The organism is Streptomyces torulosus, assembly GCF_001419765.1.
GTDB lineage: Bacteria > Actinomycetota > Actinomycetes > Streptomycetales > Streptomycetaceae > Streptomyces > Streptomyces torulosus.
This window is the reverse complement of sequence record NZ_LIRK01000523.1, coordinates 1-19,715: the sequence shown is the minus strand read 5'-3', so window position 1 is coordinate 19,715 and position 19,715 is coordinate 1. Positions and strand designations below refer to the sequence as shown.

The 19,715-nt window shown below is 72.4% G+C and carries 14 protein-coding genes; 4 read left to right on the top strand and 10 right to left on the bottom strand.

All coding sequences use genetic code 11. The features are described from left to right. Positions 1-845 (top strand): serine hydrolase domain-containing protein (locus AOK23_RS31935; protein ID WP_055716047.1); only part of this gene is annotated, 845 nt, incomplete at its 5' end. A gap of 4 nt (positions 846-849) precedes the next feature. On the opposite strand, the gene AOK23_RS31930 is transcribed toward AOK23_RS31935, so the two are convergent. The 3 genes from AOK23_RS31930 to AOK23_RS31920 are packed head-to-tail and all read right to left on the bottom strand — an operon-like array spanning position 850 to position 4,898. Beyond that, entirely contained in the window at positions 850-3,210 is a 2,361-nt protein-coding gene (locus AOK23_RS31930) for a glycoside hydrolase family 65 protein (protein WP_055716046.1), read from the bottom strand. Next, a complete protein-coding gene (locus tag AOK23_RS31925) occupies positions 3,207-3,965 on the bottom strand; it encodes an HAD family hydrolase (protein ID WP_055716045.1) in 759 nt (252 codons plus the stop codon). The genes AOK23_RS31930 and AOK23_RS31925 overlap by 4 nt, the downstream gene beginning before the upstream one ends. Positions 3,966-4,019: 54 nt before the next feature. After that, positions 4,020-4,898, bottom strand: coding sequence for an ANTAR domain-containing protein (locus AOK23_RS31920; RefSeq protein WP_055716044.1), 879 nt, complete (start codon positions 4,896-4,898; stop codon positions 4,020-4,022). Positions 4,899-4,992: 94 nt separating this feature from the next. Here AOK23_RS31920 and AOK23_RS31915 point away from each other — a divergent pair, with 94 nt between their 5' ends. Continuing rightward, positions 4,993-5,655, top strand: a complete 663-nt coding sequence (locus AOK23_RS31915) for a nucleoside/nucleotide kinase family protein (protein ID WP_055716043.1) — start codon at positions 4,993-4,995, stop codon at positions 5,653-5,655. Between the two features lie 80 nt (positions 5,656-5,735). On the opposite strand, the gene AOK23_RS31910 is transcribed toward AOK23_RS31915, so the two are convergent. The 6 genes from AOK23_RS31910 to AOK23_RS31885 form a co-directional block, all read right to left on the bottom strand. Next, complete coding sequence (locus AOK23_RS31910) at positions 5,736-7,565, bottom strand: hypothetical protein (RefSeq protein ID WP_055716042.1); 1,830 nt, start codon at positions 7,563-7,565, stop codon at positions 5,736-5,738. 63 nt (positions 7,566-7,628) lie between these two features. After that, positions 7,629-9,347 (bottom strand): hypothetical protein, encoded by a 1,719-nt coding sequence (locus tag AOK23_RS31905; RefSeq protein ID WP_055716041.1) that lies wholly within the window; start codon positions 9,345-9,347, stop codon positions 7,629-7,631. Positions 9,348-9,349: 2 nt separating this feature from the next. After that, positions 9,350-10,252: a carbohydrate ABC transporter permease gene (locus AOK23_RS31900; protein WP_055716040.1), complete on the bottom strand. Its 903-nt coding sequence runs from the start codon at positions 10,250-10,252 to the stop codon at positions 9,350-9,352. Further along, positions 10,249-11,169: a carbohydrate ABC transporter permease gene (locus AOK23_RS31895; protein ID WP_055716048.1), complete on the bottom strand. Its 921-nt coding sequence runs from the start codon at positions 11,167-11,169 to the stop codon at positions 10,249-10,251. The genes AOK23_RS31900 and AOK23_RS31895 overlap by 4 nt, the downstream gene beginning before the upstream one ends. Positions 11,170-11,296: 127 nt before the next feature. Next, a complete protein-coding gene (locus AOK23_RS31890) occupies positions 11,297-12,619 on the bottom strand; it encodes an extracellular solute-binding protein (protein ID WP_055716039.1) in 1,323 nt (440 codons plus the stop codon). 277 nt (positions 12,620-12,896) lie between these two features. Continuing rightward, the gene (locus AOK23_RS31885) at positions 12,897-14,018 is read right to left on the bottom strand and encodes an ROK family protein (protein ID WP_055716038.1); all 1,122 of its coding nucleotides are present in this window, start codon (positions 14,016-14,018) and stop codon (positions 12,897-12,899) included. A 239-nt stretch (positions 14,019-14,257) separates the two neighbouring features. Between AOK23_RS31885 and AOK23_RS31880 the strand changes: the two genes are divergently transcribed. Then, positions 14,258-15,169, top strand: a complete 912-nt coding sequence (locus AOK23_RS31880) for an N-acetylglucosamine kinase (protein ID WP_055716037.1) — start codon at positions 14,258-14,260, stop codon at positions 15,167-15,169. 97 nt (positions 15,170-15,266) lie between these two features. Continuing rightward, positions 15,267-17,171 carry a phosphatase PAP2 family protein gene (locus AOK23_RS31875; RefSeq protein WP_055716036.1) on the top strand — a complete coding sequence of 635 codons (1,905 nt, stop codon included), beginning with the start codon at positions 15,267-15,269 and terminating at the stop codon, positions 17,169-17,171. Positions 17,172-17,242: 71 nt separating this feature from the next. Here the strand turns inward: AOK23_RS31875 and AOK23_RS31870 are convergent, their stop codons facing one another. Next, positions 17,243-19,633 carry an ATP-binding SpoIIE family protein phosphatase gene (locus AOK23_RS31870; protein WP_055716035.1) on the bottom strand — a complete coding sequence of 797 codons (2,391 nt, stop codon included), beginning with the start codon at positions 19,631-19,633 and terminating at the stop codon, positions 17,243-17,245. Positions 19,634-19,715 lie beyond the last annotated feature (82 nt).

Here is a 19,715-nt window from a genome sequence, read left to right as displayed (position 1 = left end):
TCACCAAGACCTTCACGGCGGTGGTGCTGCTGCAGCTGGTCGACGAGGGCAAGCTGAAGCTCGACACCTCGGTGAACACCTATCTGCCGGGGCTGCTGCCCGACAAGCGGATCACCGTGCGTCATGTGCTCAGTCACCGCAGCGGTCTGTACGACTACGCCAACACCCTCTTCGCCCAGTCGGTGCAGGGGTTCGAGAACGTCCGCAACCGCGTCTACACCTACCGTCAGCTGATGGACCTGTCGCTCGCGAAGCCCCTCACCAACAAGCCGGGCGCGGTCTACTCCTACTCCAACGCCAACTTCGTCGTGGCGGGCATGCTCATCGAGAAGCTCACCAAGCAGTCGGTGGCGACGGCGTACCAGGAGCGCCTCATCAAGCCGCTGAAGCTGACCGACACGTACTACGTCCATCCGAAGAACACGATCCCCGGCCGGTACGCGCGCGGTTACATGACCGCCGACTCCTCCGGCCGGAAGATCGACTCGACCCGGCAGACCGTGTCCTGGGCGCAGAGCGCGGGGGCCCTGGTGTCCAGCGGCAAGGACCTCAACACGTTCCTTTCCGCACTGATGCGGGGCGAACTGACCTCCGCCGCCCAGCTGAAGCAGATGCTGAAGTGGACGCCGGTGAACAGCACGCAGGCGTACGGGCTGGGGCTGCGCCGGCGTGATCTGTCGTGCGGCTCGGTGTACGGGCACACGGGCACCGTGCAGGGGTACTACACCTGGGCGTTCACCTCGAAGAACGGCAAGCGCGGTCTGACGTCGTTCGCCAACACCTCCAACAACGGGACGGTGTACGCCACCATGAACCGCACACTGGAGGCCGCGTTCTGCGGCTGACCTCTCAGGCTCCGCGCCTCCCGCGCCGGCCGGGCCGCCGGTGCGGCGGCTGTTCCGGCGGCGGACCGGCCGGTCGCGCGGCCGGGATGTCGAGCCGCCGGGGCTTCTCCCCGTCGAGGGTGACCGGCTCGCCGTAGTGGCGGATGGTCAGGGAGTCACCGCCGACCAGCTCGTACGTGGCGTGGCGGGGTTTGATCTCGACGCGCAGGCAGGTGTCCCGCAGTCCGAGGCTGAAGGCGAGCCTGCTCAGCCGCTCGGGGAGCCTGGGCGCGAAGTCGACGACGGGCCCCTGGTGGCGCATGCCGCCGAAGCCCGCGACGAGCGCCGTCCAGGTACCGGCGAGGGAGGCGATGTGCAGTCCGTCGCGGGTGTTGTTCTCCAGGTCCCGCAGATCCATCATCGCCGCCTCGGTCAGATAGTCGTAGGCCAGGTCGAGATGGCCGACCTGGGCGGCGATGACCGCCTGGCAGCAGGCGGACAGGGAGGAGTCGCGGACCGTGAGCGGCTCGTAGTAGGCGAAGTCGCGGGCCACCTGCTCCTCGTCGAAACGGTCCCCGCACTTGTACAGGGCGAGGACCAGGTCGGCCTGTTTGACGACCTGTTTGCGGTAGAGGTCGAAGTACGGGAAGTGCAGCATCAGCGGGTACTGGTCGGGGCGGGTGCCGCGGAAGTCCCAGCGCTGGTGGCGGGTGAACCCGGCGTGCTGCTCGTGGACGCCGAGGTCCGGGTCGTAGGGGATGTGCATGGCGTGGGCGGCGTCCCGCCAGGCGGCGCTCTCCTCGTCGTCGACGCCGAGCCGGTCGGCCCGCTCGGGGTGGCGTTCCGCGGTGTCCGCGGCGGCCAGGAGGTTCGCGCGGGCCATGAGGTTGGTGTACGTGTTGTCGTCCACGACGGCGCTGTACTCGTCCGGGCCGGTCACCCCGTCGATGTGGAACGCGCCGTGGGGGTCGTGGTGGCCGAGGGAGCGCCAGAGCCGGGCCGTCTCCACAAGGAGTTCGAGGCCGGTGTCGCGTTCGAAGTCGGTGTCGCCGGTGACGAGGGTGTGGCGGACCACGGCGTCGGCGATGTCGGCGTTGACGTGGAACGCGGCCGTACCGGCGGGCCAGTACGCGGAGCCCTCCGAGCCGTCGATGGTCCGCCACGGGAACGCGGCCCCCTCGAGGCCCAGTTGGGCGGCCCGGTCGCGGGCGGCGGGCAGGGTGTGCTGCCGCCAGCGCAGGGCCTCGGTGACCGCGCCGGGCGCGGTGTAGGTGAGCAGGGGCAGCACGAAGGTCTCGGTGTCCCAGAAGGCGTGCCCGTCGTAGCCGGAGCCGGTGAGGCCCTTGGCGGGCAGGGCCCGCTGCTCGGCGCGGGCGCCCGCCTGGAGGACGTGGAACAGGGCGAACCGTACGGCCTGCTGGATCTCCTCGTCGCCGTCGACCTCGACGTCCGCGCGCGCCCAGAAGTCGTCCAGGTAGGCGCGCTGTTCCTCGACGAGGCCCTGCCAGCCGCCGTACGAGGCGGCGGACAGCGCGGCGTCGACCTGGTCGGCGACGGCGGGCAGCGAGCGGGTGCCGGACCAGCCGTGGGCGACGAGCTTCTCCACGCGCAGGGTCTGGCCGGGCTCCAGGACGGTCGTCGCGGTGAGACGGGCCACGTCGTCCCGGCTCTCGCCGCTGGTGGTGACGGAGCCGGGCGCGGTGACGAGGTGGTCGGCGGCGGCGCCGACCCGCAGTCCGGTGCGCCGGGTGCGGTGGACGAGCCTCAGCCGGGGCCCGTCCGCGAAGTGCTCCTCGGCTTCCAGCGGTGACTCCAGGGCGACTGCGGCGCGGGGATCGCCGTCGCGTTCGGGGAGTTGCTCGTTGGCCACCAGTTCCGACTGGACGACGACACGGGCCTCGCCGTCCACGGCCTCGACCTCGTAGGCGACGGCGGCGATCGCCCGCTGGGTGAGGGAGACGAGGCGGGTGGAGCGGACGCGGACGGTCGTCCCGGCCGGGGAGGTCCACTCGCAGGTGCGCCGCAGCACGCCATCGCGCAGGTCGAGGACGCGTTCGTGGGAGCGGAGGCGGCCGTAGCGCAGGTCGAAGGGCTCGTCGTCGACGAGCAGGCGGATGATCTTGCCGTTGGTGATGTCGATGACGGTCTGCCCGGACTCCGGGTAGCCGTAGCCGGCCTCCGCGTACGGCAGCGGGTGTGTCTCGTGGACGCCGTTGAGGTAGCTGCCCGGCAGGCCGTGGGGTTCGCCCTCGTCGAGGTTGCCGCGCCAGCCGATGTGGCCGTTGGACAGGGCGAACACCGATTCGCTCTGCGGCAGGAGGTCGAGGTCGAGGTGCCGTTCGCGCAGGGCCCAGGGTGCGACGCCGTACGAGCGGTGGGTGATCACGCCCAGTCCCCCAGTTCCGTCAGGTCCGGTACGACGACGTCGGCGCCGTGGGCGCGCAGGGCGTCCGCCTGGCCGACGCGGTCGATGCCGACGACGTGCCCGAAGCGGCCCGCGCGTCCGGCGTCCATGCCGGCGAGGGCGTCCTCGAAGACGGCGGCCTCGGCGGGTTCGACCCCGAGGTCGCGGGCGGCGGCGAGGAAGGTGTCCGGGGCCGGCTTGCCGGGCAGGCCGCGCTCGGCGGCGACCACGCCGTCGATCCGCACGTCGAAGAGGTGCTCGGCGCCGATGGAGCGCAGGACGTCACGGCAGTTGGCGCTGGAGGAGACGACCGCGGTCAGCAGCCCCCGGGCACGGGCCTGCTCGACGTAGCGCAGGGTGCCGTCGTAGGCCTCGACGCCGTCGGTGCGGATGAGGTGGAGGAGCAGGTCGTTCTTGCGGTTGCCGAGGCCGTGCACGGTGGGCGCGTCGGGCGGGTCGTCGGGGCCGCCCTCGGGCAGTTGGATGCCGCGGGAGGCGAGGAAGGTGCGGACGCCGTCGGCGCGGGGGCGGCCGTCCACGTACTCGTCGTAGTCCTTGCCGCTGTCGAAGGGGCGGAAGGAGTCGCCGTCGTGGCGGCGCAGGAACTCGTCGAACGCCTGCTTCCAGGCGGCGGCGTGCACGACGGCGGTCCGGGTGATGACGCCGTCGAGGTCGAAGAGGCAGGCCCGGACGGGCCGGGGAAGGCCCAGGTCTGTCGGTTCGGTGGTCTCTGTCATGGAAGGGGGGTTCCCCGTGCGGCGGGAGTCAGTGGGCGAAGATCGCGGAATTCGTCAGCGGCGGGGGACGCGGCTGCCGCTGTGGGCGCGGCCGAGGGCGTGGAGGTGTTCGAGTGCGTCCAGGACGACGGTGCGGTCGTACCAGGCGAGCCATTCGCCGACCTCGGCACCGACGACCGCCAGTGCCTTGAGCTGGGCGCGCGTCAGCTCCTCGACCGGATGCTCGAGGTGGGCCGAGACCATGCCCACGCACAACCCGGACGCGGTGGTCAGGGGCACGCTGTGGCAGGCGCGGCTGCCCGCCAGGAGGATCGCCTGCCGGGCGTCCTCGGTGAACACCGGGTGCGTCGCCACGTCCCGGACCGTCACCTGGGTGATGTCACGGGCGGCCAACGCGCAGGAGGTGCCCTCCTCGCCGACGAACGCGAAGAAGTCGACGAAGTCGTCGGTGAGGCCCGTGTGCCGCTCGATGCGCAGTCCGCGCTCGGCGCGGTCGGCGATCTGGACGTTGCCCATGTCGGTGCCGACGACCGTGAGGGTCTGGCTGAGCACGGCGGTCAGCACCTCGCTCCGGTTGCCGCGTCCGGTGCGGCGGTCGCGTCCCTCCTTGAAGGTGAGGGAGGGCTCCGCGTGCCGGGCCCGGCCGGGGAACCACAGGGTGCCGCGCCCGTCGGGTCTCGGCGCGCTCACGGCGGCCTCGGCGAGGGTGCGCAGCTTGACGTTGTACTGCTGCGAGGCGCGCTGGAGCAGGGCGAACGCGGTCTCCGCGTCGGGCAGCGCGTAGCGTTCCCGCAGCATGCCCTGGGCCTGGGCGATCAGGGGGCGGCTCTCCGTCCTGGTGCGCAGCTGCCGGACCTCCGCCCGCAGCCGGGCCACTTCCTCCCGCATCGCCTCGATGTCGCCCACCGACCCCGGCTCGCGCTCCTCCCCCATGGTCACCTTCCACTTCCCTGTCCCGCTCGGCAACAGCACCGCTCGCCTGCCCCGTCCGGGCCCGGATAAGCAGCATTGGTCTACCGTCGTCCGCATGTCCCTGACCTTCGACGACCTGCTGGAGCGGGCCGCCTCACTCGTCCGCCCCGGCCGCCGGGCCCTGCTGGGCATCACCGGCAGTCCGGGAGCCGGCAAGACCACCCTCGCCGAGCGGCTGACCGGGGCGCTCAACGGCGACGGGGAGCCCTGGGTCGCGCATGTGCCGATGGACGGCTTCCACCTCGCCGACGTGGAGCTGGACCGGCTGGGCCGCCGGGACCGCAAGGGCGCGCCGGACACGTTCGACGCGGCCGGGTACGCGGCCCTGCTGCGGCGGCTGCGCGACGACGAGCACGACGTGGTGTACGCGCCGGGCTTCGAGCGGACGCTGGAGCAGCCCCTGGCGGGGGCGATCCCCGTGCCGCCCGCCGCCCGTCTGGTGGTGACGGAGGGGAACTACCTGCTGTTGGAGGAGGGGGCCTGGGCCCGCGTCCGTGCCCGGCTGGACGAGGTCTGGTTCTGCGCGCTCGACGAGACCGAACGCGTACGGCGCCTCGTCGCCCGGCACGAGGAGTTCGGCAAGGGGCGCGACGAGGCGGTCGCGTGGGTGCTGGGCACGGACCAGCGCAACGCCGACCTGGTGGCGGCGACACGGGAGCGGGCGGACGTGGTGGTTCCGCCGGCGGCGATGCCGGCGGTCGACGCTGCGGTGCGGTGAGGGGCGAGGGATGGGCGAGGGATGGGCGAGGGCGGCCCGCCGGGTCAGGTATCGGCGGGTCGCCCTCGCGTTCGGGGGGCTCAGTCGCGCAGGGTGAGCAGCGGCTCGCCGTGTTCGTCGCCCGCCGGGTCGCCGATGACGGCGGTGAACGCCTCCGTGCGGACCGTGAGGCCGTCCGGGGTGTGGGCGAAGGACGCCCGGAAGGTGTCGCCGGGTCCGTAGCGGACCGCGAAGACGTCCAGGTCGTCCGGGCCGCCCGGTACGGGGGTCGCCTCGACGGCCGTGGACGCCACCAGGTGGGACCAGCCCTCGTCGGGGTTGCCGTAGCCGCGCGGGTCGGCGGCGAGGGTGAAGGCCGCCTGCTCCTGGGTGGTGTCGGCGCGGGCGTCGAAGTACTCCGGGCCCTCGGCGGTCGGGTGGGTCAGACGCAGGTCGCCCGCGGAGGCCACCTCGGCCTCGGCGATACGGCGCAGCCTGTCGCCGTCGTCCGACACGTACGGCAGGCCCGCGAGGAGGTACGGCTCGCCGGGGAGGCGTTCGACGGCCACCGTGGCCCACAGCCGGGTGCCGTCGGTGACGTACAGGGACCGCACGTGCCGCAGGACGTGGTCGCGGGTGACGACGGGCTTGGTGACGAGCTTGGCGGTCAGTCCGCCCGCCCGGACGTCGCGGACGCGGACCTCGCCCATGGGGCGGCACAACAGGAAGCCGTCGACGACCGGGCCGAAGCCGTGCTGGCGGTTGACGGCGGCCGGCAGGAGGTACGTCCCGTCGGCCTCGATCAGCGACGGCGTCATCCGCGAGTCGAAGGCGACCGAGACGCCACCCGCCCGCAGCTGGTGCCGGACGGGTTCCGTGGACGGGGTGCGGTGCCAGGGCGTGGTGTCCTGGATCTGCCAGACCAGCATCCACGCGAAGTGGCCGTCGACCCCGCCGTCCGGCTTGACCGCGTACCGGCCCCAGCGGGTGTCGCCCCGGTAGCGGCCGAGGTCGGCGCCGACGCGGTGGCCGAAGTAGCGCAGGCCGAGCACGGACTCGAAGCCGGAGTGCTGCTCGCTGTAGCGGGGGCCGCCGAAGTCGAAGCCGCCGGTGGTCAGGCGGGCGTCGAGGTAGCGGGCGACGGCCTCGCCGTCCTCGGCGAAGATCTCCGCGCCGCTCACCCGGTGGGCCTGGGCGAGGAAGGACAGGGAGATGGGGCCGTAGTTGTTGTCGTAGGCGCCGCCGTGCTCCGGGGGCAGGAGCGCACCCCGGTCGCGGACCCGGTGGGCGCGGATCTCGTCGGTGTACAGCGCGATCGCCCGCTCGCGGACCCGCTCGCCCTCCTCCGGGGGCAGGTGCCGGGCGAGCATCAGGCCGCCGACGACGCAGCCGATGGCCTGGTTGCCGGCCTCCTGCGGGTTGAAGAAGGTCGCCTCGGTCAGCCAGCGCCAGTAGCCGCGGGCCGTGTCGCGCAGGGCGGCGGTCCGCTCGTCGTCGAGGAGTCCTTCGGCGAGGTCGAGCAGGTTGACGGCCTGGAGCAGCGACCACACCGTGCTCGGCCAGTCGCCGATGGGGTGGGCGCCCGCCTCCAGCACGTACCGGGCGTAGGGGAGGCCGGAGCCCCGGACCCTCAGGTTGGGGTAGCCGGGGTTGTCGTCGGTGTAGACGCGCTCGCGCAGGTGGAAGTCCGTGCTGCGGCGGACGGCCTCGGGGAGCCGGGGGTCCTTGGTGCGCTGCCAGGCGAGCGCCAGCAGTGAGGTGATGCCGAGGGAGGTGTCGCCGATGTCGTCGTCGCAGTCGGGGTGTTCGAGGTTGCCCTCGGGCGTGAGCCGGGCGAGGGCCTGCTCGGTGACGTCGGCGAGGACCTCGTCGTAGGCCTCGGGGGAATCCGGGAGGTCGTGCAGCGAGCCGAGCTGGCGCGGGAGGTGCACGGGTGGACGCACGGGTGGATCAGCCCTTCGTACCGGAGGTGGCCATGGCGTGGGTCGTCGGTGTCATACGGCGGGGGCGGGCCTGCGGGCGCGCAGCGCGACGGTCAGGGTGTGCGGGCCGAGTCCACCGATGTACACGCGGTTCCCGGTCGTGGCGTCGGTGCCGCCGACCACGGTGTGATCCTGACCCGGGTCGTACCGCAGGACGTCGCCCAGGTCGGGCCCGGCGAGCGGGTCGCCCGCCTCGACGGCGGCCTCTACCCGGATCTCGTCGTCACCGGCCCGGTAGGTCATCGGCCCGGTGGTCAGGCACCAGCGTCCGTCGCCGAGCGGCACGGCGCCCTCGGGGGCGCCGCCCGGCCTGAAGGTCAGTTCGAGGGACCAGGGCACCCGGGGGCCGCCGATGTCGATCCGCAGGTCGGCGCCGTCCTCCCGCAGGTCGACCTCGACGCGGGTCGTGTGGGTGACCTCGTCGCGGGGCCGGTCGGGGAACGCCATCGCGGCGGAGAAGCGGCCCTCGTCCACCAGGCGGTAGCCGCCGTCGTCGCGCCTGTCCTCCTTCGGGAGCGGCTGGTAGTAGGCGGCGGTGAGGGTCTCGGTGAGCCGGTACCGGTGGTCGGCGACCTGTTCCATGGCGGCGGCGCGGAAGGGACCCAGGTCGAAGAACGCCCGCGACAGACGGACCGCGTCGAGGACGGCGTCGCCGGCGAACAGGCGCAGGAAGGTGGGGTTGCAGGCGAGGCCCGAGCGGACGCGCCGGTGGGCGGGCACGTCGGAGCCGCCGTACACCACCGTGTGCGCGGTGGCCGTTACGCGTGCGGCGAGACCGGCGGTGGTGAGGTACCGGTGGCGCGGAAGTGTCTCCGCGGCCGGGGCCGGCAGGGTGCGGGACAGGTCCGGGGTGAGGAGGGTCTGGGCGAGCAGGTCGGGGTCGTCGATGCCGTCGGCGGCCGCCAGGCGTGCGGCCCGGGCGAGGTCGCCGCGGCCGGTGCGGACCGCGAGGAGCCGGTAGTGCGGCAGATAGGGCGCCAGCGGGAACGGGTGGCGCTGGTCCTGCCGTCGCGAGTGGACGGTCTCCACCGTGCCGTCGGGCCTGATCAGGTCGAGGGTCGTGGTGAGGTTGCGTTCGACGGCGTCCGACAGGTCGGCGCGGCCGAGGACGTCGGCGAGGAGCAGCAGCGACGGGTTGGACACATGGGCCGCGTAGTTGGCGCTCCGTTCCGAGTACTGGCCGTCCGCGTCGATGTCGACGCCCTCGGCGAGCCACTCCTCGACGCGGTCGAGGAGCCGCTGGTCGGGGAACGACCGGTGCAGCCGGGCGAGCGCCGCGCACAGTTCCCAGCGGTGGTTCGGGGTGTGCACCCCGCCGGTCAGGAGACTCTCCGTGGCGGCGCCAGCGATCTCGGCGAGCGCCGCCGTGACGTCGTGCAGGTCCGGTCCCGCGCCGGCGGCGAGGACGTGCGCGTCGCACACGTCGTTGACGGTGAACGCGGAGTCAGGTGGTGACTGCAGGTTGTCGCCACCGGCGAAGAGACCGGTGGTGGTCTGCGCGGCCCGCAGGGCGGCGAGGTGGGTCGTCGCGGCGGCGACGGCCCGCTCGCTGCCGTGGAGTGCCGAGTCCGGGGACCGGTGGGCAGCGACCAGAGTCTTCACGCGGCGGGCGAGTGCGCGGTGGGGCTCACCGGCGGGCTCCTCGTCGGGGCGGGCCGCGAGCGGGGCGGCCCGCCGGTCGGCGGCACGGGCCGCCGCGCGGAGGAACTCGTGGTCGAGCGGGGTGGGCAAGGTCAGTCCTTCAGTCCGGCGTTGATGTCGGCGTTCATGACGTAACGTTGGAACACCAGGAAGACGACGATCAGCGGGATCATGGAGATGACCGAGGCGCCGAGCAGGACCGACCAGTTGATGTTCTGCGCGCCGACGATGCTCTGGATACCGATCTGCACGGTGAACTTGTTGGGGTCGTTGAGCATCAGCAGCGGCCAGATGTAGTCGTTCCACCGCCACTGGAAGGACAGGATGGCGAGGGTGAGCATGATGGGCCGGGACAGCGGCACCATGATCCGCAGGAAGATCGACAGCTCCCGCGCTCCGTCGATGCGTGCGGCTTCCAGGAGTTCGTCGGGGACCGTCAGGAAGAACTGGCGGAACATGAAGCAGCCGGTCGCGGTCAGCACGGCCGGGAGGATGATGCCGCCGAACGAGTTGTAGAGGCCCAGGTCGCGGACCACCAGGAACGACGGGGCGAGCATGACCTCACCCGGCAGCATGGTGGTCGCCAGGATGCAGATGAAGAAGGCCTTGAGCCAGCGGTTGTCGTACTTGGCGAGCGCGTACCCCGTGCAGCAGCTGACACCCACCGTGAGGATCGTCGTGATCACGCACACGATGGTCGTGTTGATGAAGTACTGGGAGAAGTTGGCACTGCGCCACGCCGTCATGTAGCCGGACAGGGTGGGGTCGTCCGGCACCAGCGACAGCGGATAGGAGAACAGGTCGCTGGCCGGCTTGAGGGAGCTGAGGATGAACCACAGCACCGGCAACCCGTACAGGCACGCCATGATCCACAGCAGTGTCGTCGCGGGCACCGCCCGCCGCAGCCCACCGGTGGCCGGCCTGCGCGGCCCCTTCTTGGAGACGGCCCGTCCGGGCCCGGCGTCGACCGGGCGCGGGATGTCGGTGGTTGTCATCGGTTCTCCATCCGCCGGTTGACGATCAGCTGGATGATCGCGACGGCCATCAGGATGAGCATGAGCACGAAGGACGCGGCGCTCGCGTAGCCGATCTGGCCCCGCTTGAAGCCGGTCTCGTAGATGTACTGGACGAGCAGGTTGTTCGAGGTGCCGGGTCCGCCGTTGTTGAGGGCGACGAACACCGGGTACTCCTTCATCGCGTTGATCGTGTTGAGCAGGATCACGATGAACGAGGTGGGCGCGATGCTCGGCAGGGTGATGCTGAAGAACTGGCGCCACGGGCCGGCGCCGTCGAGCGAGGCCGCCTCGTAGTACGACACCGGTACGTTCTTGATCGCCGCGATGAACAGCAGCATCGTGAAGCCCGTCCAGGTCCAGGACGCCGCCATCACCACCACGAGCAGCGACAGGTCCGCGTTCGACTGCCACGGGACGGCGCTGCCGCCGAGCTCGCCGATGACGTAGTTGACCAGTCCGAAGTTCTCACCGAACAGCCACCGCCACAGGACGCCCACGACGATGGGCGACAGCAGCCACGGGATGAAGAAGATGACGCGGGCGACCGACGTGCCCTTGGCGTGCTTGCTCACCACCAGGTTGGCGGCGAGCAGCGAGAGCGCGAAGTTCAGCGGGACGAAGAGCACTGTGTAGAGCAGCGTCCGGGTCAGCGCGTGGTAGAAGGTGGAGTCCCCGACCAGGTTGCTGTAGTTCTCCAGTCCCGTGAACTGGGGAACCCCCACACCCGTGTAATTGGTGAACGAGTAGACGAGCCCGATGACCGCCGGCCAGACGAAGAACAGTGCGAAGAGCACGACATTGGCCGCGATGAGGACGAGCGGCGCGAGGGTGTACTTGCTGCGTCTCCTGGGCGGGCTCACGGACACGGGTGCGGCGTCCGAGGCGCTTTTTGTCATGTTCCTGACTCCATGCTGGTGGATGAGGTTGCGGTGGGCCCAGGCCATGAGCCCGGCATCGCGCGGGACCCGACGGTCCCCGGGCGGCGGTGTCTCGCTCCCGCCACCCGGGGACCGTCGGCCTGCATCAGCCGCCGACCTGCTGGTTGTAGCCGGCCACGATGTTCTCCAGGGCCTTGTCGGCCGACTGCTGGCCGTTGATCGCCTTGCCGAGCTCCGTCTTGGTCGGGTCCTCGGTGAGGCTCTTGCCGTTCAGCACCCACTGCGTCTGCGCGCCGTTGAAATAGCCGGAGATGGGGTCGTAGAGCGGGATGGACTCGTTGTACAGCTTGAACGCCGCCTGCGCCGCCTCGGACTTGAAGGGGTACTTCGGGTTCAGACCGCTCTCGACCGGCAGGAAGCCGGAGGCCTCGCACAGCGCCCGGTAGTGGTCCGGCTCGTACAGCCAGGTCAGGAACTTCTTCGCGGCGGCGGCCGCGTCGGCGTTGTTGTTGAAGCCGACCGTCAAGCCGCCGCTGTTGACGTCACTGGCCTGCACCGGCTGGGCGGGGGTCGGGACGCTCGCCCACTCGAACTTCTTGATGCTCTCCGCGAAGGCGGGGACCTGCCACACACCGGACCAGTAGGCGACGACGTCACCGCTCTGGAACATGGCCGACGGGTCGGCGCCGCTGGTCCACACCGACTTCGGCATGGTCTTGTCGTCGTTCCATCCGACGAAGGTGTTCACGGCCTTCTTCGTCGCCGCGTCCACCGAGAACTTGCCGGAGTCGTCCGCGTGGACGTACTTGCCGCCCATCTCGTACACCATGGCGCGCAGCCGGGACGGCGACTGGTCGAAGGTCAGGGAGTACTTGGCCTTGGTCTTCTCCCGGACCTTGTCCGCCGCCTTGATGAACTCGGTCCAGGTCCAGGTCTTCTGGGGCGAGGTCGGGAAGGAGACGCCGGCCTTCTCGAAGAGGGACTTGTTGATGAACATGCCGGACGCGGTGACGTCCGAGGGGATGGCCAGCACCTTCCCCGACTTGTCCTTCGCCAGGAAGTTGGCGTTGATGTTGTTGCTCTTCTTGTCGGCGATGGAGGTGAGGTCGATCAGCTTGTTCGACCAGATCGGGTCCAGCGCCGGCACCGTCGCCGCGTCGGGCAGGGAGTTGGCCTGCGCCGCGTTGTGCAGCTTGGTCGTGTAGCCGTCGTAGGGGATGTTGACGAGCTTGACCTTGACGCCCGTCTCCTTCTCGTACTGCGCCACCATCTTCTTCCAGCCCGCGTCCTGCCCCGGAACCGTGGAGATCCAGAACGTCAGCGACTTGGAGGTCCCGCCCGATTCGGATCCCCCGCCGCAGGCCGAGAGCAGCAGGCCGCCCGCCGTGGCGACGGCAGCGAGGGGAACCAGGCGGCGTATACCGCCGCGGCCGAGTCGGCGGGAGCGCCGCACACCCACAGTGATCATCTTCGTTCCCTTTTTCGTCGTAGGGGACAGAGCACGGCGCCGACCGAGGCGGCACAGGTGCAGTTTGCAGGTGAAGTCACTTTCCGGGGGCGCGGCCTCGCCCGGCCGCGTCGTCCACGCGGAGCGGTATCCCCGGCCGCTGTGACCGTCACCGCACGGGCACGCCCTCGTGCGGTTGCCGTACGTCTCGTACAGGCTGGGAGACTCACCCCAAGCCGGCGTCCCGGCCGACTTAGAAAGCGCTTGTCCGGACATTGGCAGATGTCCATGGAGTCCGTCAATCCTCCACTCGCACCCCTCCGGTCACGGTTTGGATTCCTCGGGCCACGGCCAGCCGACTGGCCCCCACAACGGTGCCACTTTCGCCCAGCGCGCTGCTCACCACCTCGGTGGGCCAGCTCAGCCGGGCCAGCTCGGCCCGCACACCGGGCAGGAGCTGCGGGTTCGACCCGACGGCGCCGCCCAGGACGATCAGGCCGGGGTCGAGCACGGCCGTGGCAGCGGCGGCGAGCCGGCCCACGTCGGCGGCGTGCCGCCCCACCACGTCGCACGCCCTGGGGTGGCCCTCGTCGGCCAGGGCGAACAGCAGCTCGGCGGTGCTCGGGCAGGGCCCGTCGGCGTCCTGCCAGGCGCCCGCCGCCCGCCGGAGCAGGGAACCCGCCCCGAGGTGCGCCTCCAGGCCCTCGTGGCGCGGTTCCCGGTCCGCGTCCCACGGATAGGGCAGCCGGGCCACCTCACCGGCGGCGTGGTTCGCGCCGCGCAGCACCTGGCCGCCGATGACCACACCGAGGCCGATGCCCACGCCGATCCGCAGGTAGCCGAAGGTGTCCCGGCCGCGAGCGGCGCCCTCGTGGAGCTCGGCGAGCGCCGCGCAGTTCACGTTGTTCTCGAGGTGGACCGGGACGCCGGGCGGCAGGGCGACCGACATGGCGTCGAAGACGGGGCCCGCCTTGGCCGTCGCCGGGCGCTCCCCGCCGCCCTCCCGGCCCCGGGTGGTCACGTCGCCGACCGCCACGACCACGGCCCGCAGCGGGGCGCCCGGCGGCAGCTCGGCGAGGGCCTCGCTCACCACCGCCGCGGCGTCGGGCCGGGAGCCGGCGCCCTCGGCGAGCAGGGTGCCGTCGAGGGCGCAGCCGCGCACCCGGGTGCGGCTCGGACCCAGGTCGACGGCGAGCACGGCGCCCGCGGCGGGCCCGAGAGCGTAGACGGCGGCGGAGCGGCCGGTGCCGCCGGAGGCGGTGCCCGAGCAGGCGGCGAGCCCGGCCGCCTCCAGCTCGGCCACGGCGGACGAGACGGTCGGCTTGGACAGGCCCGCCCCGGCGGCCAGTTGGGGGCGGGTGGCGGTGCACGTGGCCGCCAGCACGGCGAACACGGTGCGGGCGCTCTCGCTCAGGTACATGGTCTCCCCAGTCGTGCCGCGGCGGTCCGCACGGGTCGTGCGGCATCCGGGTCCGAACCTCTTGACGCTCCCTAATTCGTTAGTTAATTTCCTAACGAAGTCAAGCGGTACTCGCCTGCCGCACCAGCAGAGGCCCGTCCCGGGGCTTCCCGAGCACCCCCCACAGACTTTTCTGTGTCCAGGCACGGTTCGCCCGCCGTCGCAGCGCCATCGCAACGCAACGACGAGAGAGGCCTGCCGTGCAGGAGTTCAGACCCGCGGTCGGTATCGACGTGGGCGGCACCAAGACCCATCTCCGTGCTGTCACGGGGACGGAGACCGTCGCCGACCACGTCCGTACGAGCCGCGGCTGGCGACCGCACGACCCGGCGGCGGCCACCGAGTGGCTCGCCGCGCTGGTCGAGGAGGTGCTGCCCACGCGGGTCGCGCCGGCCGCCGTGGCGGTCGGCGCGCACGCCTGCGAGACCCCCCGGCAGTGCGAGGAGATCCGCCTCGCGCTGGAGGCTCGGCTTCAGGTGCCGTGCCTGGTCGTGGGCGACGCCGAACTGCTCGTGCCGGCCGCCGGTCTCGACAAGGGCGCGGCGCTGGTCGCCGGCACCGGTTCGGTGGCGGTCGGGCGCCGTGCCGACGGCACGCCGGTGCAGGTCGGTGGCTGGGGTGCGGTCCTCGGGGACGAGGGCGGCGCGGCCGGCCTGGTCCGTGAGGCGGCCCGTGCCGTCTGGGCGGCGCACGACCGCGGCGAGGACCCCGACCCGCTGGCCCGGCTGCTGATCGCCTCCTTCGACGTGCCCGAGGTCCCGGCGCTGGGCGCGGCCCTGGAGAGCGCCACGGACATGTCCGCCGAGTGGGGCCGGCACGCTCCCGTGGTGTTCGAGGCCGCCGAGCAGGGGTCTGTCCTCGCCCACCGGGTGATCGACGACGGGGGCCGCGCCCTCGCCTCGCTCGTCGAGCGGCTCGCCGCGCGCGGTGTCGCCGTCGACGACGTGGTGGTCGCGGGCGGCACGATCCTCTCGCGGCCCGCCCTGTACTCGGCGTTCGCCGTCGCCCTCACCCACATGCTCCCCCTCGCCCGGCCGCAGCCCCTCCAGGTGCCGCCGGTCGAGGGGGCGGTCGCGTTCGCGCGATCCCTCCTTCGGCCGGCCGGTTCCTGATCCACCCGGCCCGTCGCCGACCGGACACGCGCCGGTCATACGTCAGCTCCACGCTCAGCCCGCACGATCACCCCATCGCGAAAGGAGCGGCACCCCCATGCCGTCATCTGCCGGGCACCACACGCTCAACCGGCGTCACTTCCTCAGGAACTCCCTCGGCGTCTCGGCCGGCCTCCTCGCCGCTCCGACCCTCGTGAACCTGTGGCAGGCTCCCGAGGCCAAGGCCGCCACCGCGTTCGCCGCGTTCGTCGACGACTACAGCACCAACATCACGTCGAACCGGACCCCCGAGACCAACGCCGTGGTCCGGGCGCTCGGCGGTTTCGCCGAGATCTGGAAGACCGGCGACGCCTGGAACACCGGCACCCCGCTGCTGCCGGAGATCCTGCGCGCCAACATGCGCTACTGCGCGCGTCTGACCCACCGCCGCACCGAGGCCCAGGCCCGCGAGGCCTTCGTCTACGACCGGCAGCACCAGAGCTACGCGATGATCGGCGCGCTCGGCCCGCTGGCGGAGCTGTACCGCTCGGGCGCCAAGGCGGTCACCTCGATCACCGCCGCCCCGGACGGCATACCGGCGACGAAGATCAACGACGCCGTGCCCGCCGACGCGCCCGCCGGCTCCGCGCTGGGCGCCGGCTCGTACGACTCGGACCTCGGCCTGGTGGCCAAGCTCGTCGACACCGTGCGCGGGGACTTCACCTCCAGCAACCCGGCCAAGTTCACCTTCCAGTACCCGCGGCCGTGGCGGATGAACGAGGACAGCGAGGTCGTCGACACCGGCGAGAAGGACGAGCTCGGCTTCCCGGTCTACGACTCCGACGTCGTCGTCGTGAAGCAGCTGCTGCGGCAGCGCAGCGAGGTCCCGGCCGAGGACGGCGGTTTCCCCAGCGGCCACACCAACGCCTTCCACCTGGCGGCCCTGGCCTACGCGTACGCGGTCCCGGAGCGCTTCCAGGAGATCATCACCCGGGCCTTCGAGCTGAGCCACACCCGGATCATGTCCGGCATGCACTCCACGGTCGACGTCATGGGCGGCCGGATCATGGCCACCGCGCTCGCCGCCGCCGTGCTGTACAAGCCGGAGAACACCGCGCTCAAGGCCGCCGCGCGCCGGCAGGCCGCCGAGTACTTCCAGGCGAGGACGGGCACGACGGCCGACACGCTGTTCGCCTACGCGCACTCGGACCCCGACGACCGCTACGCCGACCGCGGGGCCAACGCGCGGCTGGTCGAGCCCAAGCTGACGTACGTACTGACCCGGCGGGGCCGTTCGCAGGGGCTGACCGTGCCCAAGGGCGCCGAGGTCCTGCTGGAGACGCGGCTGCCGTACCTCGACGCGGCGCAGCGGCGCGAGGTGCTGCGCACCACCGCCCTGCCGTCCGGGTACGTGCTGCTGGACGGCTGGGAGCAGTGGGGGCGGCTCAACCTGTTCGCGGCGGCGGACGGCTACGGCGCCTTCGACTCGGACGTCACCGTCACGCTGGACGCCGCGCTCGGCGGTTTCCACGGGGCCGACACCTGGCGCAACGACATCGCGGGCCCGGGCGGCCTGGTCAAGCGGGGCGGCGGCACGCTCACGCTGACCGGCGCGAACCGGTATACGGGCGGCACCACGGTGGAGGCCGGTGTGCTCGCGGCGGGCTCGAAGGAAGCCCTCGGCCGGGGTGACGTGCGGGTGAAGGGCGGCACGCTCAGCACGGGCGACCGCACGGTCCGGGTCCGCGGCGGGTACACGCAGGCCGGGGTTCTCGACGTGACGCTGGACCGGGGCGCCGACCCGGCCCTCGTGGTGGACGGGCGCGCGGTCCTGGAGCGGGGCAGCAAGCTGGTGGTCCGCTTCGACGCCGGGCAGCCGCCGCGTTCGGGCAGCACGGTGGCGGTGCTCGGGGCGCACTCCCTGCGGGGCCGGTTCTCCGAGGTGACCGTCGCCGTCGAGGGCTGGACGGCCGAGCAGGTCTGCACCGGCCACGGTGTGGCGGTGCGGCTGCGGAGGAAGTAGCACCTCACGTGGGGGGCACCGCACGGCGGTGAGGAGGTCGGGGGCGGCGGAGGCCGCCCCCGACCGTCGTCTCAGGGGGCCGGCGGCAGCGCCTGTTCGGCCCAGATGGTCTTGCCCGCGCCGCTCGGACGGCTGCCCCAGCGGTCGGTGAGCTGGGCGACGAGGAGCAGGCCGCGGCCGCCCTCGTCGAAGGTGCGGGCCCGGCGCAGATGGGGCGAGGTGCTGCTGGCGTCGGACACCTCGCATATGAGGGTGCGGTCGCGGATGAGCCGCAGCTCGATGGGGGCGCCGCCGTAGCGCATGGCGTTGGTGACGAGTTCGCTGACGACGAGTTCGGTGACGAACACGGCGTCCTCCAGGCCCCAGCGCACCAGCTGGTCGGTGGCGAGCTTGCGCGCGTCGGCGACGAGGGAGGGGTCGTCGGCGAAGCTCCAGACGGCCACCTGTTCGGCGTCGAGGGCGCGGGTGCGGGCCAGCAGCAGGGCCACGTCGTCGGCGGGGGTGTCCGGCAGGAGGTCCCTGAGCACGGTGTCGCAGGCGCGCTCCAGGCTGCCGAGCGGCCCGCTCAGGGAGGCGCGGAGGGCGGCGGTGCCGGTGTCGACGTCCCGGTCCCGTGCCTCCACGAGGCCGTCGGTGTAGAGGGCGAGGACCGAGCCCTCGGGCAGGTCCAGCTCCGTCGACTCGAAGGGGAGGCCGCCGACGCCCAGCATCGGTCCCGCCACCACGTCGATGACGTCCACCTGGCCGTCGGGCCGTACGACCACGGGCGGTACGTGGCCCGCCGAGGCGATCGAGCAGGTGCGGGCCACCGGGTCGTACACCGCGTACAGGCAGGTGGCGCCGATCTCCCCGCCGCCGCTGTCGTCGCCCGCCGCGAGGTGTTCGACGAGGTCGTCGAGGTGGGTGAGGAGTTCGTCGGGCGGCAGGTCGACGTCGGCGAGCGCCCACACGGCCGTGCGCAGCCGGCCCATGGTGACCGAGGCGTGGATGCCGTGTCCGACGACGTCCCCGACGACCAGGGCGACCCGGGTGCCGGACAGCGGGATCACGTCGAACCAGTCGCCGCCCACCCCGGCCTGCGACAGCGCGGGCAGATAGCGGGAGGCGAAGTGGACGGCCGCCTGGCCCGCCACCGCCCTCGGCAGCAGGCTGCGCTGAAGGGCGAGCGCGGTGGAGCGTTCCCGGGTGTACCGGCGGGCGTTGTCCACGCAGACGGCGGCCCGGCTGCACAGCTCCTCGGCGAGGATCATGTCGTCCTGGTCGAAGGCGTCGGGGTGCTCGGGCGTGAGGCTGCGGACGAACACGGCGACGCCGAGGGTGGTGCCGCGGGCGACGAGCGGTACGGCCATGAGGGACAGCTCGTGCTCCGCGGTCTGCCGGAGCTTGGCGGAGCGGGCGTCGTGCCGGGCGAACCAGGTGTCGAGGTCGTGGTCGCCGGTCCTGGCGAGGACGGGCTCGCCGCTGAGGAGGGCGCGGGCGGGCGGCGAGAAGGGCGGATAGAGGTCGGCGGAGCCGAGGCCGATCGCCGCCTCGGGGACGCCGGGCGTGGCGGAGTGGTGGGCGGCCCGGCGCAGTTCGACGCCGCCGTCGACCGGGCCCATCTCGGGTTCCTCGCCCTGGAGCACGGACTCCAGGAGGTCGACGCTGACGAAGTCGGCGAGCCGGGGCACGACCAGCTCGGCGAGTTCGCGGGCCGTCCGGACCACGTCGAGCTTGGTGCCGATGGATCCGGCGGCCTCGTTGAGCAGGGCCAGGCGCTGGCGTGCCCAGTGCTGCTCACTGCTGTCGAACGCGGCGAGGGCGGTGCCGATCAGGGCTCCGGTGCGGTCCCGCACCGGCCACATCTCGAGGTTCCAGGCGTGCATACGGCGGCCGGACGGCGAACGGGTCCAGCTCTCGTAGTGGACCGGCCGGCCGGTCTCCACGACCGCCTCCAGGTGCCGCAAGAAGCCGCGGCTGTGGTCGGCGTCGTCCACGGTCTCCGGGTAGTACCGGTGCCGGAACTCGGACTCCGGCCGGCCCATGACCCGGCACGCCACGTCGTTCATCCGCAGATAGCGCTGCCCCGTGTCGAAGACCGACATGGACATGGACGCCTGCTGGAAGGCCAGCTCGCCGAGGGCGCTCTCGGGCGGGTTCGGACTCGCGACCACGACGAACCTCCGTCGGCCGTCGGTCCCGCCCAGCAGGGGCACCATCCGCACGGCCGTCCGCTGGGGCCGGCCGTCCCGGTACCGCAGGGTCAGCAGCGTCTCGCCGTGCGCGAGCAGCGCCCGCCGGGCCGCCGTCGCGTCCCCTTCGACCAGGTCGGCCGCCGGCTGTCCGACGACGTCGGCGGCGGTGTACCCGGTGAGCCGGCGCGCGCCCTCGCTCCAGTCGGAGACGAGGCCGTCGGCGTCGACCACCGCCATCGCCTCGCCGGCCGCGGCCGCCCGCCGCGCACCGGACGCCTTCGTCACCATATGGCCAGGATGGTCCGATCGTGGCGGGGCAACAACCCGGATGGGCCGGGGCCACAGGGCCGGTCCCCCGCCGCGCGGCGGG